Genomic DNA, 13,569 nt, shown 5'->3' with positions numbered 1-13,569 from the left:
ACCATCGCCCTTAAAGCTGGAGTTCGGAAGGTGAGTTCGCCGGACGCTTACTGAAGAAGCAGCTTAAAATCACTAGATGACATGAGGTGTCAGTCATATCTGTCTCAGAGTCTATTTCCAACCGTATCAAGTACATGCCTAAGGGTAAACCCTTTGTTGGCGCAGTTTTCGCGCCAGCCGGCTCCCGTTCTGCGGTTAACAAAGCGCTGGCTCGTATGGTCCTAAGTGGCTCCCTAGAGCGCGTTTTTCACGGCGTATACATGCGCCCCAGTAAGAGTGAGTACACTGGTAAACAGATACGAGCCAATCCGATTGCAGTTATGAAGGCGGTTGCAAGGGCTAGAGGCGAAACTATCCAGATCCATGGCGCAGAGGCCGTGCGCCGGCTTGGACTGAGCACACAAATGCAGGTTCAGCCGACTTATTACACCAGCGGATCGACGCGTGAGATCAAGGTCGGTAGCGCGGTGGTTCGGTTACGTCATGTGTCGCGGCAACGACTCCAGCTAGCTGGCACGCAAGTAGGAGTAGTACTGACTGCTTTATTTTATCTTGGGAAAACAGGGCTGACTGAGCAATCGGTAAGGAAGATGGCATACTCGCTTAGCCCTGAGGAACACAAGAAGCTCATGGCCTGCAAAATGCCTAAGTGGATGCGAGCTGCATGGACCAGCTCCGCTTTCGAGGGCGAGAGCTAAAATCGTACGCTCCCCCCTTTACCAAGCTGGTAACCGCGAAATCCAAAGCAACGATCTCTCTTGTAACCGCTTGCGAAGCCTCATAGATGATTGGTTCAGCTCACATGACTAGTGCGACAAATAGCGCGGACGGAGCCGTCATCGCCTTACAAGGATTCGACGCAGGGGTCGGTTGAGCGCAGCGAAGGAATTGATGACGCCGTCCAGGGGAAACGCGGCGACATAATCCATTGCGACTGAATGCTTTAATAGTTGCCAAACGGGGGCTGAGCTTTTCGTACAGGCTGGACACCTAGCGGCAGCGACCGCTGTCTGGGTATTCGACCCAAGGGACATGATCCTTCACAGGTTGAGGCATATTTGCCTAGCGACCAGAGCGCTTACCCTTTGACTAGACGCAGGTGAGCCGTGGAAGTCGGGCGCGAGATGTCGGCATCCCCGCCTTGCCCCTTCAAGACATTCAGCATCAGGCCAAAGGTCAACTCGTTGATCTCCTCAGGCGGAATGGCCAGCTGCGCGGCCACCGCCGATTTGCTCAGTCCCTCGGCCCGTAACGCCGCAAAAATCTTCTCGAGAACCACCGAGCGCTCATGTTGCATCGGCTGTGGCTCATTGGTGCGGTAGCCTTCCTGGGCGATCTGAATGCACAAGGTTCGATAGGTCCAATCCGAGCTGAGGCCCAGACTGTGCAAACGATAGTTCAATGCGGCAACCGAGACGGCCCATACCCGCTTGAACTTGATCAAGCTGTTCAAAGTAATCGAGCGCGGTGCACTCGCCAGTACGCTTGCGCGCGGCATCAGAAATGCCGACGCGAATGCGTTGGCTTCGCGCTCCAAATCGGGTCCCTGAGGATGGGCGTGTTGGTGCATAACCAGATGGCCCAATTCGTGGGCCGCATCAAACCGGCATCGTTCCGCTGACTTATAGGTGTTAAGGAACATGAACGGGCGCCCTCCGCTCCACATGGAGAACGCGTCGACCTCCTTGGCGTCGATGGCCAGGGAGTAGACTCTCACGCCCTTCGATTCAAGTAACAGAATGAGATTTTTAATCGGCTGCTCACCGAGCTGCCACTGCGCCCGCAACATTTCGGCAGCGACTTCCGGGGTTTGATCGGCCCCCGCCACTCCATCCACAAAGGTCTGTGCGCCGCGCTCGGTGCCCAAGTCAGGCACATTTACCGGTGGAAGATCGAAGCGTGATTCCAGCCACTCGTTGAGCAAAAGTGCAACCGCCCCGGCGCCTAGCGCACTGTCACGCAGGGCGGCTGACATTTTCGACAGCGAGCGAAAGCTGGCCACGTCAGGGGTGGGTATTTCCGGATCGTCTCCGAAGAAGAACGCTTCAGGAAAACCCAGTGCTTGGGCGATCCGCGCCATCGTGGCAGCTTCAGGTTCTTGTGTGCCACTTTCATAGCTCGATACCGAACGTTCGGTCACACCGATACGGGAGGCTAGCTCCCGTTTTTTCATACCGCGCCGCCGTCGGGCAAGCGCAAACCGCAGGGAGTTAAACATACAGGAAATCAGGCGTTCTTACGGCGGATGTCAATTTCGATTTCAGCACCGCTCGGCGTTGAGAGGGCAATGAAATCATCATTCAGGTCAATGGGAGACAACAGGATGCGTTCAAACCAGGCAGTAATTTTTCCGCCGCGGCCAATACTCGCTGGACGGGACAGCTCCAGGCGAATTTCATTTTTTACCGTGTCCGTGTGATGTAGCAAAATCCAGGTTTCGTGTCCGTCAGTGCCGTGGGTGCTGCTCAACTGCGGGAGCAGCTCGGCGAACATGTCCAATTGGCGGTTCTGCTGGACCGCATCGACGGTGCTCTTGCCCTTTTTCGAGCGATTGGTGGGCGTGCACGACGGATTCCCTACCCCGGCGTCAGCCGAGGCGACGGTGAGGGCAAGCAGAAGATCCGAGTGCACGGTCAGCGGATAATTGGCATTTTCGTGAGCCATCCAACCGAACGGGCGCAACTGATCACGAAGTGAGCTCACTATCCAGCCCCACATTTCCATACCCGGGAAAATCCCGGGGTGATTGGGGGTCAGCCTGACCCGGTGCAAGTGGCCTTGATAGACAGCTTCAGCGATCGCCTTGGCTGGCATGCGCAACTGGCCGAGACGGTCAGCCACTTCGACAACACCTTCGTAAACCTGACAAACCTGCATGCCAACTTCCTCCAGGGGACGCGCTTCCGGTTATCCTCCCTCATTTGAGGGATAAAAACAAGAAGTCCTGCGTAGCGCTGCTAGCCAGTACCACCATCTCAGCGCCGCCTTCACCAAAACCAAGGTCTGTACGTCCAGCTCACTTAACGCCTCCCCCGTTGCTGCACCCACTGCGTCCACAACCATACTCCCATCGATTGTGGCAGCTCACTCGCTACCATCAGCTTCGACGGGAAACGTCGTTGTCAGAAGTGACGTCAATGTAAAGGGTCGAGGGGCTTTGACCTGCGCTTCAGCCTGCCGAGCATTCACTGACCTGTTTGTGCGCCGCGATAGCGGTCTCGTATTTCGAGCAGAGCCGCATGCCTTGCTCATCAACCGCCCCATTGCCTACGCCGCAGCTGAACTTTCTCGGCAAGACATAGATGCTATTGCTGAGCGGATTGGATCCCAGAGTCGACGGTGGCACAATGCCTGCGGACGCCGCAGGGTTAGGCTGCCACAAGCATGAGCGCTTCGGTGGCGGATGACGTTGACGTGCTGCCGAGCAGTCTCGCGTAGCCACAAACAATATCTGGCACGGCAGCAGGCAGAAAACTTGGCCCGCTGGGAGCAATGGCACGAGGTGCAATGAACGTGGGTGTAAACCAATTGGCAGATTTCGCCGCGCTTAAGAAACTAGCTGCGGCGCTGTGGCAACAAGACGGCACATTCCACGGCGCTGCCATCATGGTCGGTGCGGGGTTTAGCCGGAGCGCCGCCATGAGCGGCAATCCAGCGCAAAAAATGCCCTTGTGGTTTGAGCTCTGCAAGCAAATGGGCGAGGAACTAGGGTCTTCGAGCTCCGACCCGCTACGCCTGGCGGAAGAGTATCAAGCGTTCTTTGGCCCCCAGTCGATGCATGACAACCTGAAAACGGCCGTCAATGACCAGGCATTCCAACCCGGCGCCCTGCATGATGACTTATTACGGCTGCCGTGGTCGGAGGTGTTGACCACCAATTGGGACACACTGTTGGAGCGCGCTGCAGCGGCGTTACCGGAAAGGGTCTATAACGTGGTGCGCAAGCAGGAGGACCTGGCAAGCGCCAGGTCTCCTCGCATCGTCAAACTGCATGGCACCATCGTGCTCGATAACCATCTGGTATTTACCCAGGAAGATTATCGGAGGTATCCCGCTCGGTATGCCGCTTTCGTCAACTACGCCCGGCAAGTGTTCATTGAAAACGAACTGTGTTTATTGGGTTTCTCCGGCGAAGATCCTAATTTCCTTGCCTGGGCGGGCTGGGTCCGCGATCACCTGGCTGGACATGCGCGTCGTATCTACCTGGTGGGCGCACTTGGGCTCAATGCGGCCAAGCGGAAATACCTCGAATCGATCAATATCGCTCCCATCGATTTGGCACCGCTGGTCGCCGATTATGATGATCGAGAGCTTGCTCATCGTGAGGCAACCAAGCTATTTCTCCAGGCCCTTGTTAGCCTCGAGCCGAAGGCCGAGAGCGCTTGGTCACCGGTTTATCTCAACCAGCCGATTCAACAGAACAAGCACATCGATGCGTTTCTGCGGGAACAGAATTACAAGTGGTTCGAAGACAGCCTTGCCACCTTGCAAGCGGACCGAAACAGCTACCCAGGGTGGTTAGTCTTGCCGTCCCGCCTACAAGACCGCGTTCTTGAACAGGCCAGTTTCCATGCTTTCTCAGCCAGTAATCTGCGGCGACTGCCGGAGCAACTGCGCGCCCGCCTGATCTACGAGCGTGTCTGGCGCGGATACCTGGCACACGATCCGCTCGATGCTGAGTTTTCCCAGCTGCTGCTGGACACCGTGCTCGACGAGCAAAGCACGCTTTCCAAACGAGAGCGCCTGGAGGGCGCGGTGTTGCTGCTGAAAAACCAGCGCTGGGCCGATGATATTTCCGACTCATGGAGTCGCGTGGAGGATTTCATTGAGTCCAATACCAAGCATTGGTCCGACGCGGCGAACGAGATGGCCTATTATCGGGCCATCCGTGCACGGGATGCGTTCGACTATGAAGCACTGCAGGTGCAATGTGACCGGATTTCCATCGACGAACCCTGGTGGAAGCTGCGCAAAGCCTCGCTGCTGGTAGAACTCGGCACGTTCAATGAAGCGAATCTGTTAGTCGCGCAGGCCTATCGCGAGCTTCTCGTACTTCATCACCAAAACCGGCGGTCACTGTTCCTGCTTTCTCGACTCGCCTGGGCCCACTGGCTTTATCATGTGCTGGACCTCGCAGGACACTCTTCGCCCTTCCCGTCCCTCTATCGGGAGCACCGGTGCGATCCTTGGGCGATCCTCGATGACTTGAGGGTCTGTATCGATGACGCGCTCGATCGGCAGCGCAAAGACAGCGCAGTAGTACCCAACTTTGCCCCCGGCAGCTACCGCGACGGATCCAGCCGCGTGACTTTCACCTCCGGTTTACATCCCCTGATCGTTATGACAGGGCTGTTGGACACGGTAGGCATTCCACTGCGCTGGCGACAGACAAACTTGTTTTGTCGCCAGGCGGAAAAGTTGGTCGAGTTGGACGGCGTGGACGGGCTCTACAGCTTCTCGCTTGCTGCGCGAGGGGCGAGTACAGAGACCGCTGAGATCATCAAGAAAACATTCAGCAGACTGCGAGTCGCCCGCTTTGCGTACTCGCAGGTCGAACACCTCGCCGATCAATGCGTGCGTGCGATCAATTACTGGAAAGCAAGAGCCGCCGAGCGAGCAGGCCCAGGCCGGCAAGCTGCGTTGCCAAACCTGCGTGTATTCATCGAAATCTTGGCGCGCATTAGCGTCCGACTGCCCCCTGAGCGGTCCCGGCAGTTATTCATATTGGCAACCGAGCTCAGTAAGCAACCCGCCCTACACGATCTCTGGTTGAAGGACGCCCTGGGCAATTTGTTGCGCTATTCGCTAGAAAGTGTTCCAGAGGATGACCAGGCCGGCTTGTTGCAGCATGCACTTGAGGTGCCATTGGCACACGAGATCGGTCTCAGTGCTAACAGCGATTGGCCGAACCCGGTGATTGAAAAACCCGGAGAACGCCTGGCGAACCCTGTCATTGATCGGCGGATCGCACAGATTATTCAGTCGGTGAACGCCAATAGTAAAGACACCGGCGCAGCCTTGATCAGACTGCTCCCGTTGCTTGATGCGAACTACCTCACGCCGTCAGAACGCGATAGCTTGCTCCAGCAAGTGTGGGGCAGCGACGCCGCCAATCCCAGCCTGCAGGGCGCCAACCGATTGTTCGCTCATGCCTTGCTCAAACTTCCGAACCATCAGCCTGAGACCTTCAAAGCTAGCTTGAGTGTTAAGCTATTTGAGGCAGGTGCCGAGGGGTTGTTCGAAGATGAATTGTTGGAAGATTTGATCAACTCGGTGGGGTCTGTCAGCGCAGATATCAGGCCCAGCGTAGAACAGGCCCTACGCTACTTCGAGCTGATGACACGCTGGCGGCCGAAAGCGCAAAGCCAGCTGGAAATGGCGTTCTTGCACGGTGGCGAGCAAAGGAAAGCGGCACTGATCAGCAAAGCGTTGGGTCTGGTGGTGGTGCCACACCTGGGAGGCCTGTCGAACAAAGCGATGTTTGCCCAACTCGACCAATTTTATCGAGAAGTCCAAGCACCAGGCGCTTTGCTGGCGTTCATCTATTTCGCCGACACCGATCCTGTTGCCTCTCTTGTCGAGAAGACTTTGCGGCATGCGCTGCAACACCAAGATGCCAAGTTCGTAAGCTATGCCGCTTATGCGATTCGCGAATGGCGCACGCGAGTCGACAGCCCGATCACCCGCCGCCTGGCGAATTTGCTTGTCATGTTTTTTGGCCCCCAGCGCCTGAGCACACTACCGGAGATAATCGAGTCATTGCGTACGTTGCTTGAGCGGGGTCGGCTCTCGGAAGAGGAAGCCGGGTCATTGATCGACATACTGCCGGTGGTGTTTGATTGCACCCGTTATGACGCGACCGGCGACCTCGGGCATGAGGCAGCTACTATTTCGATTGTCAGGACCAAGTGTGTGCAACTGGCCCGCAGCCTCAGCGCAAACCGCGCCGAACCCGGCGGGGAGCTCGCTCGCGTCATGGCCGAAGCCAAGGAGGATCCGTTGCCTGAAGTCCGGTTCGCCTAGGCAAGAGCGCACACCGAATAGTCTGGGCGATGCTGCCGCCGGCGCGGTACGCCCTTGGTCCGTTAGGCGGGCTACTGCGGTTTACCCCGAAGTGTGACTGCTAACTTCAGTGAGGTAGTGAGCTGCCGTCCATAAGCGTGGACCTGTATGTACTGAACGGCCCGGTTGGTTTAGGCGATGATTCGCTAGGATCAGTCACTCCAAGACTCTGCCTCTCCCTGGGCGTGTCGGGCCAAAGCATCTTCAAGCAGCCTACGCGTCTCCAACTCACAATTATCCATTGCGCCGACGTCGAGGCGATCAAGCCACTCAGCGCAGCGCGCCAATCCCATCATCTGTTCCAAGGCGCTTGATGAGATGTAGTCGGTGCGGGTCGAGCTACCACCACTGTGTGAGGTCCGGAAATTGACCTGTCCTCGTGCGAATAGGAGGAAGCGGGCTTGCGTGGTGACGTGGGACTCGACCCAGCGGCGCCCGTCATCTCCACCGACACTGTAACGGTTCAAGTCGATGAGATAGGAGGCATGGTTCTCATCAGCCAGGAACGCATCCGGGTCACGTTCTGCTAACTGTTGCAGAGCTTCGACATATAGGGTTTTTAACTGCTCAAATCCGGCATCGTCGAAATAGCCGACATCACCCTTGCGGCGCAGTCCAGCCTCCCCTCCCAGTAAATGATCCATAACGACCAGGCCTGGCCCCGCGGCGAAGGCCTCGATGACCAATTGGCTGCGGGTGCACTCCAGTTCATGGCGCTCAAGGAACAGTCTCAGCAGGCGGGTGACCTGCAGCCGCGGCGACCAGTTGGTGAACGACATGCGGCGTCCAACATGATCGCCCGCGCGCAGCAAAGTCTGGACCACTGCGAGCGACTGATCGAGAGGGAACTCGTCCACCAGGCCGAGAAGTCGCTGCAGGATTTCCGCCTGGCGCTCCTCTTCATGACTGATCAGTAGTGCGGTAAAGGCCACTGGATCGGTAATGCGTCTGCCAAGTTCGTGTAGCAACGAATTGGGGATGTCCGCCAGAGGAATTGAGAGCTCGAAATAGCGGTCGAAAACTTGATCGCAGCAGACCCGTGAGCGGGCCAACCAGCGCAGCTTTTCTGTTTGATCGTAGTAGGTGTTGGTCAATGCCCAATCCAGTGTGGGGAACATCTCTTGGAGCAATTGCCGTATGGCCAATTGATGAAGAGAAGGTGCCAGGTTGACCAGCTGATCGATTATTTGGTTTACGCGCGCTTGCTGTGGCTGATCCTTCCGCGCGAACGGCTCGCTGTCAGTCAACAACGCTTTGTAGCGTGGTAGCTCAGCGTAAGTCTCCGGGGCGAACACTCGTAGGCATTCCAACGCAAACAGATCGACCGCATTGACCTCTGCCACTTCGGTGCCGCGCAGCAGGCGACAGTGAAAAGCCAAGGTCGAGGTGTACCGGTAAACGTGACGTAGATTGCGAAAGAACGGTCGCATCCCGCGCTCGAACGTCTTCTCCCAGTACTCTTTGTCGAAGCGCTCCTGCAGTTGCGGTTCGTCGGTCAAGATAGCGTCCAATCGGCTAAACAAGATCGTCTGCAGCTGATTGTTTGCAATGGTCGGTACGCTGAGAGGGGCTTGGATGATCTTCTCCAGGTAATCTGCACCATTGAAGCCGACCTGGTTCAGTCCATTCTCGACCGTATCGCGCTGGAATAGCAGCAGGAACACGACATTGGCAAAATCCATGTGCGCCTTAATTAGCTGAAACATCGCCTTCATTTGATCGGCCGACAACCGATCCAGATCATCCAGCACGATCAATAGCGGCTTAGTACGCGCGCTCAAGAGTGTCTGCAGCTCAGTGCGAATTTCTCCGAGGGTCAGTTCATTGTCTTTTGCCTGCTGATCGAGACGTTTGGAGTGATTGGTCATCGCGCCGGCGAGCTTCTTCACCTGCGGCGCAAGGGTACCGAGCCAGCTAGCGGCGCTGAGGAGCCATACTGTCACCTTTGACGCGTCGCCTTCAGCCACACTGGCCAGCGCGGTAGTCACCAAAGCCGAACCGAGCAAAACCGGCGTCCATTTAGCAGTCGTGCTGAGCACACCGGCGCCGGTATTCAAGTACCGGCCATAATGACGCAACAGTTTGGCAAGCTTTTTATCGTTATCGCCGGCATCCTGGCGCCGTACGACACGGGAGATTTCTTCGAAGAAGGCGCTGCTCAACTTTTCTTGGCTAGCCCACTGCCAAGGATTGAATTCGATCACCTGGCAGCTCTGGTTTGCTTCGAGCTGCTCCAGAGCCATATTTTTGATCGAACTTTTGCCACTGCCCCAGCCCCCCGTCAGGCTGATCACCAAGCTTTCCTGATTCTTCCACGAGGTAATCGCTAGTGCCAGCCGCTGGGCAAACCCGGCGCGATCGAGCAGGTCGTGTTTCTTCAACAGAATTGGACGGTCATCGGCAAACTTCAAGTCATCATGGTTCATAGGGCGGCTTTCCGGCAATCGAGGCTATGGAGAGTGGTGTAGGCAGACGCGGGGCCCGGGTGGCATATCAGGGGCGGCTGCGTTGAGGCTTCTTCTTCAGCGCCTCTCGCAGCTGCTTGAGTTGTGCCTCCAGGGTATCGGCACGCGACTGCTGTGCTACGGCGCTGTGCTGAGTCTCGGCGAGCAAAGTCTGCATTTGTTGAAGGCTGTGCTGCAGGGCTTGGCTACGCGTCTCCGCTTTCGCAGCGGCTTGGCGCATCTGACTGAGATTCTGATTGAGCGCATCATTCTGTGCCTCCGCAGTAGCACGCTGCTCACGAGCTTCAGCCAGCAGTCGCTGCTCAGTTTGTAGCGACTGTTGCAAGGTGAGGATGCGGGCATTGGCGTCCTTGAGCTGGAGGGCCAGTCCTTTGCTCTCCTCGCGAGCCCGATCGATTTCACGATAGGCGCGATCCTCGACATCACGGGTGTAGCGCTGTTGTGCCTCACGAGCTTGCTCGGCCTGTTCGCGGGTTTCGTGCAGTAGCTGACGTACCTCGGCTACGTGAGCGCGAGATTCGTCACGTTGCGCCTGAAGTTCGTCGCGCTGCGCACGCAGGTCATCGATTTGTACCTGGCGCTCGGCCAACAGTTGTTCCAGGCCGGCCAGGCGGGTCTCCACGCTCTGCCGTGCGGTAACGGCCTCAGACGCCTGCTGGCGCGCCTGGGCTACGTCCAGCCGGGCACGGGCTTCCAGCGCCCCCAGCGCCTCGCGCTCTTCGTTCAGCACTTGGCGTTGGGAGGATAGCGCCTGCTCCGCCACGCCCTGGGCCAGGGTAGTGGCTTGCTGCCAAATCGCCCTGAAGGCTTGCGCTACTTCCGTCGGGAGGCCAGGCAGGCGCGCTTCGCCGCGCAGCCGTGCGGCTAGTTGCTCCCACCACTGATCCAGCAAGGTACCGACCCGGGCCGGGCTGCCGCGCCCGAGTTCCAGGCGCACCCGTTCCACTGTCGGCCGCTCGCCGCGGGCCAGAACCGCGTCTGCTGCGGCAAACACGTCATTTTCCGGTACGCCTACCGCCATGGCCTATCCTCCACCCATTTAGGTCTGATAATTAAATCTTATCCGACCTAATTGGCCGAAAAATTAATTTATATTACGTTGAACGTATCAAATAATACAGATCTGTCGAAAGTCAGCCGAACCACCGGATGTCTTTGACCCACGGCAGCCCTTTCGGTCGCGAAGGCGCTCGTTTTGCCGCGAAGACCCAGGCGCACCAGCATGTGCTTAGCGACTATTCGCCGATGGCAACGCCATCACCTCCACAATGCTTCGGCACAAATGATGGAGCAGCCGGCAGTATTCAATTAGGGCCGAGCGCAATAGCACCGACAGCACGTCAAGTTTGCATTGCGCCTTGGTGCACGACCGCGGCACGGCTCGGATATCCACCACCCTGCCAATCGCAAAGCTGTCCAGAAGAGCCACGAATTCATCGATACTTCGGATCGAATGGCCAAGGTGGACATCTCACCGCTGTCCACGTCATGGGCGGCGAGCTTTCACGTCGGCCTCGGCGAGATGCCGGCTGATCTGGCGCGCCTGTTCTTCCTGTTCCTTGATTGAAGTAGGCAAAACCTTGTTCACTGCCTCGGTATCCTGGTCCGGGCGCTCAAGCACCGGGTTTGGCACCCGTTCGCTTTGCCGCGTATCTTCAGAAGAAAGCGGTTATCGGACTTAGTCGCCGGTCTTGCCATCGTCAAGCTTCATGGGCTGCTCCTCGCAGTGCCATGCGTTTCAGAAGATCCCGACAGGACCAAAAATTTTGATCCGCCTGCATCAGCGCAGGTATTGCTCGAGTGCAAGCGCATTACCCGGTGCTGCACCGGAAGCGGTGTTGTCGAAGATGCACCAGGTTGCCGCTCCTGCAGCGTGGCTGCGGTGCAGCCGCTCAGCCAACTGTTGAAGGTGCTGTTGTGAATACTCGCTATGGTAGATCCGCGGCTCGCCGTGCAGGCGCCAGTAGACCAATCCAGGCCAGCCAGCAGGTTGCGCATCGGCAGCGAAGCGAGAAGGGCTTGCCGCTACCTGGGCAATACGCAAGTCGATCAGCATGGACTGCGCCCCTAGCCAACTGGCGTGCCTGGGCTCGACCGCCACTGGTCCGGCATGGCGTAAGCGCAGTAGTTCAAAGAAACGCCGGTCGCGGCTGGCATCATGGACGAGCGATGGCGGCAGTTGTAAGAGCAAGCAGCCCAGGCGATCACCCAATTGCTGGCATTGGCCGAGAAACGCATCTAGCGCAACCTCACAACCTTCCAGGCGTAGTTCGTGGGTGATGATCCTGGGCAGCTTGACGGCGAAACGAAAATACTCCGGCACCGAGATAGCCCAGCGGGCATAGGTGGCAGGCAGATGGGGCTTGTAGAACGAAGTGTTGATTTCCACGGCACCAAGCCGCGCGGCATAGCGCTGCAATTGGCTGCCCGCCTGCGGGAACTCATCGGCGTACTGGCGGGACAAGCTCCAGCCCGCGCATCCCACATGGATCATCATGGCACTCCATCGCACGCCGTTGTTGCAATGGAGTCGCCAGAGCCGGTCGTTGTTCCATTCACGCAATCTTCCACTTGAGGACCAGTCCGAGGGTTGAATCCGTCAATTGCTCGCCGGCTCGGCGCGGCTCGCCGTACCGTCAACCGCCACTCGCCTGGCATACCCCACGCCCCACACCAGCGCCCGGCTCATGCTCTCGCCGGCGCGCTGGGCATAGGCCCGTTCACATAGCGCAGTCCCATCAGCACGGTACACGCCGACGAACAGCTGCGTCGCACCCGTGCGCGACAGGCGCGTCTGCACCTCCAGGCAAGTCCCGTCGTCGAGTGTTTCTTCATGGGTCTGGTGATGGAGGATTGGGTCGCACCAGTTTCTGTAGGTCTTGCCTCTTCGTTTCATGTGTCTGCCTTCGCGGTTGTTGTCGACGGTAGATCTCATGATTCGCCCAGCCAGTCGAAATGAATCAGGGTGTTCAGACAGCCGGGCGCCTTGTACGAAACGAGGATTTTGTACATCCACCATTCGTCGTGATTACGCGATTTACACACAACCTTCCTGCTCAGGTCGTCCTTCTAACGGAACAAGTCAAACATTCAGCAACAATTACAGGACCGGCTCATGGCAAAGGGACCCCCTAAAGCCGCACGACTTCTCGGGCTGATGGTGCTGGGCGTCATCATGCTGCAGCTTTCGGGCTGCGACATGGTGCTATTCAATCCCAAGGGTCAGGTCGGGGTGGAACAACGCAACCTGATCATCCTGGCCACGCTGTTGATGCTGGTGGTGGTAGTCCCGGTCATGATCATGGCGCTGGTGTTCTCGGTGCATTACCGCGCCTCGAACGAAAAGGCGCGCTACACGCCAGAGTGGAGTCACTCGCGCGCAATCGAGGCGGTGGTCTGGGGCGTGCCGCTGATCATCATCATCGTGCTCGGGGTCGTGACCTGGCGCTCTACCCACGCGCTCGACCCGTACCGCCCACTGGATGCCGACAAGGCGCCGGTCACGGTGCAGGTCATCGCCACTGACTGGAAGTGGCTTTTCGTGTATCCCGAACTGGGCATCGCATCGGTCAATGAACTGGCCATGCCGGTGGACACACCCATGGATTTCCGGGTGACCTCCGATGGCGCCATTACCTCTTTTTTCATCCCTGCGCTAGGCGGGCAGATCTACGCGATGGCCGGCATGCAGACTCAGCTGCACCTGATTGCCAATGAGCCGGGCAGCTACGCCGGTATCGCCGCCAACTACAACGGCCCCGGCTTCTCCGACATGCACTTCAAGGCCCTGGCACTCGACCAGGCGGGTTTCGATGCCTGGGTGGCCGAGGTGCGCGGCTCGCGACGCCAGCTCGACCAGCACCGTTATGCGCAGCTGGCCAAACCCAGCATCGCCCACCCGGTAGAGCATTACGCTGCGGTCGATGCCGGCCTGTTTCAGTCATTGATCGACAAGTATCAGGGCATCAACCGGGTCCGGGACGTCGAGCAGCGCCTGAGTGCTCCTCAGGGTGAATCGCCGCAGGGCAGCAGGGAGTAGCGC

Annotated in this window: 10 protein-coding genes; 3 read left to right on the top strand and 7 right to left on the bottom strand. The window is 57.9% G+C overall.

Annotated elements, in window-relative coordinates; all coding sequences use genetic code 11:
- The first annotated feature begins 95 nt into the window (after positions 1–95).
- Positions 96–698 carry a DUF6088 family protein gene (locus IAE39_RS29670; protein ID WP_328825612.1) on the top strand — a complete coding sequence of 201 codons (603 nt, stop codon included), beginning with the start codon at positions 96–98 and terminating at the stop codon, positions 696–698.
- Between the two features lie 380 nt (positions 699–1,078).
- Here the strand turns inward: IAE39_RS29670 and IAE39_RS13675 are convergent, their stop codons facing one another.
- Together IAE39_RS13675 and IAE39_RS13670 are read right to left on the bottom strand one after the other, a co-directional pair.
- Entirely contained in the window at positions 1,079–2,173 is a 1,095-nt protein-coding gene (locus IAE39_RS13675; RefSeq protein WP_236548558.1) for an XRE family transcriptional regulator, read from the bottom strand.
- 53 nt (positions 2,174–2,226) lie between these two features.
- Positions 2,227–2,841, bottom strand: a complete 615-nt coding sequence (locus IAE39_RS13670) for a hypothetical protein (RefSeq protein WP_328825611.1) — start codon at positions 2,839–2,841, stop codon at positions 2,227–2,229.
- 666 nt (positions 2,842–3,507) lie between these two features.
- On the opposite strand from IAE39_RS13670, the gene IAE39_RS13665 reads away from it, so the two are divergent.
- A complete protein-coding gene (locus tag IAE39_RS13665) occupies positions 3,508–7,023 on the top strand; it encodes an SIR2 family NAD-dependent protein deacylase (protein ID WP_201203182.1) in 3,516 nt (1,171 codons plus the stop codon).
- A 191-nt stretch (positions 7,024–7,214) separates the two neighbouring features.
- Here IAE39_RS13665 and IAE39_RS13660 read toward each other — a convergent pair whose 3' ends face one another.
- The 5 genes from IAE39_RS13660 to IAE39_RS13640 form a co-directional block, all read right to left on the bottom strand.
- Complete coding sequence (locus IAE39_RS13660; protein ID WP_201203180.1) at positions 7,215–9,488, bottom strand: KAP family P-loop NTPase fold protein; 2,274 nt, start codon at positions 9,486–9,488, stop codon at positions 7,215–7,217.
- Positions 9,489–9,555: 67 nt separating this feature from the next.
- Complete coding sequence (locus tag IAE39_RS13655; protein ID WP_201203177.1) at positions 9,556–10,548, bottom strand: DNA-binding protein; 993 nt, start codon at positions 10,546–10,548, stop codon at positions 9,556–9,558.
- A gap of 207 nt (positions 10,549–10,755) precedes the next feature.
- Entirely contained in the window at positions 10,756–10,968 is a 213-nt protein-coding gene (locus tag IAE39_RS30090; protein WP_442968440.1) for a DUF488 family protein, read from the bottom strand.
- Positions 10,969–11,307: 339 nt separating this feature from the next.
- On the bottom strand, positions 11,308–12,021 hold the full coding sequence (locus tag IAE39_RS13645) for a DUF72 domain-containing protein (protein ID WP_201203194.1): 714 nt from the start codon (positions 12,019–12,021) through the stop codon (positions 11,308–11,310).
- Positions 12,022–12,126: 105 nt separating this feature from the next.
- The gene (locus tag IAE39_RS13640) at positions 12,127–12,423 is read right to left on the bottom strand and encodes a hypothetical protein (protein WP_201203175.1); all 297 of its coding nucleotides are present in this window, start codon (positions 12,421–12,423) and stop codon (positions 12,127–12,129) included.
- A 219-nt stretch (positions 12,424–12,642) separates the two neighbouring features.
- On the opposite strand from IAE39_RS13640, the gene cyoA reads away from it, so the two are divergent.
- Positions 12,643–13,566 carry a ubiquinol oxidase subunit II gene (gene cyoA, locus IAE39_RS13635; RefSeq protein ID WP_442968439.1) on the top strand — a complete coding sequence of 308 codons (924 nt, stop codon included), beginning with the start codon at positions 12,643–12,645 and terminating at the stop codon, positions 13,564–13,566.
- Positions 13,567–13,569 lie beyond the last annotated feature (3 nt).

This window comes from Pseudomonas sp. S37, from assembly GCF_016658545.1.
Classification (GTDB): domain Bacteria; phylum Pseudomonadota; class Gammaproteobacteria; order Pseudomonadales; family Pseudomonadaceae; genus Aquipseudomonas.
Note: the sequence above shows the minus strand (reverse complement) of the source record. Positions and strands in the feature narration are given on the sequence as shown.

What these genes read in the sequence shown, in the direction of transcription:
- IAE39_RS13655 (WP_201203177.1), bottom strand. Translation starts at nt 10,548, where the DNA reads ATGGCGGTAGGCGTACCGGAAAATGACGTGTTTGCCGCAGCAGACGCG.
- IAE39_RS13645 (WP_201203194.1), bottom strand. Translation starts at nt 12,021, where the DNA reads ATGATCCATGTGGGATGCGCGGGCTGGAGCTTGTCCCGCCAGTACGCC.
- IAE39_RS13675 (WP_236548558.1), bottom strand. Translation starts at nt 2,173, where the DNA reads ATGAAAAAACGGGAGCTAGCCTCCCGTATCGGTGTGACCGAACGTTCG.
- IAE39_RS13640 (WP_201203175.1), bottom strand. Translation starts at nt 12,423, where the DNA reads ATGAAACGAAGAGGCAAGACCTACAGAAACTGGTGCGACCCAATCCTC.
- IAE39_RS13660 (WP_201203180.1), bottom strand. Translation starts at nt 9,488, where the DNA reads ATGAACCATGATGACTTGAAGTTTGCCGATGACCGTCCAATTCTGTTG.
- IAE39_RS13665 (WP_201203182.1), top strand. Translation starts at nt 3,508, where the DNA reads ATGAACGTGGGTGTAAACCAATTGGCAGATTTCGCCGCGCTTAAGAAA.
- cyoA (WP_442968439.1), top strand. Translation starts at nt 12,643, where the DNA reads ATGGCAAAGGGACCCCCTAAAGCCGCACGACTTCTCGGGCTGATGGTG.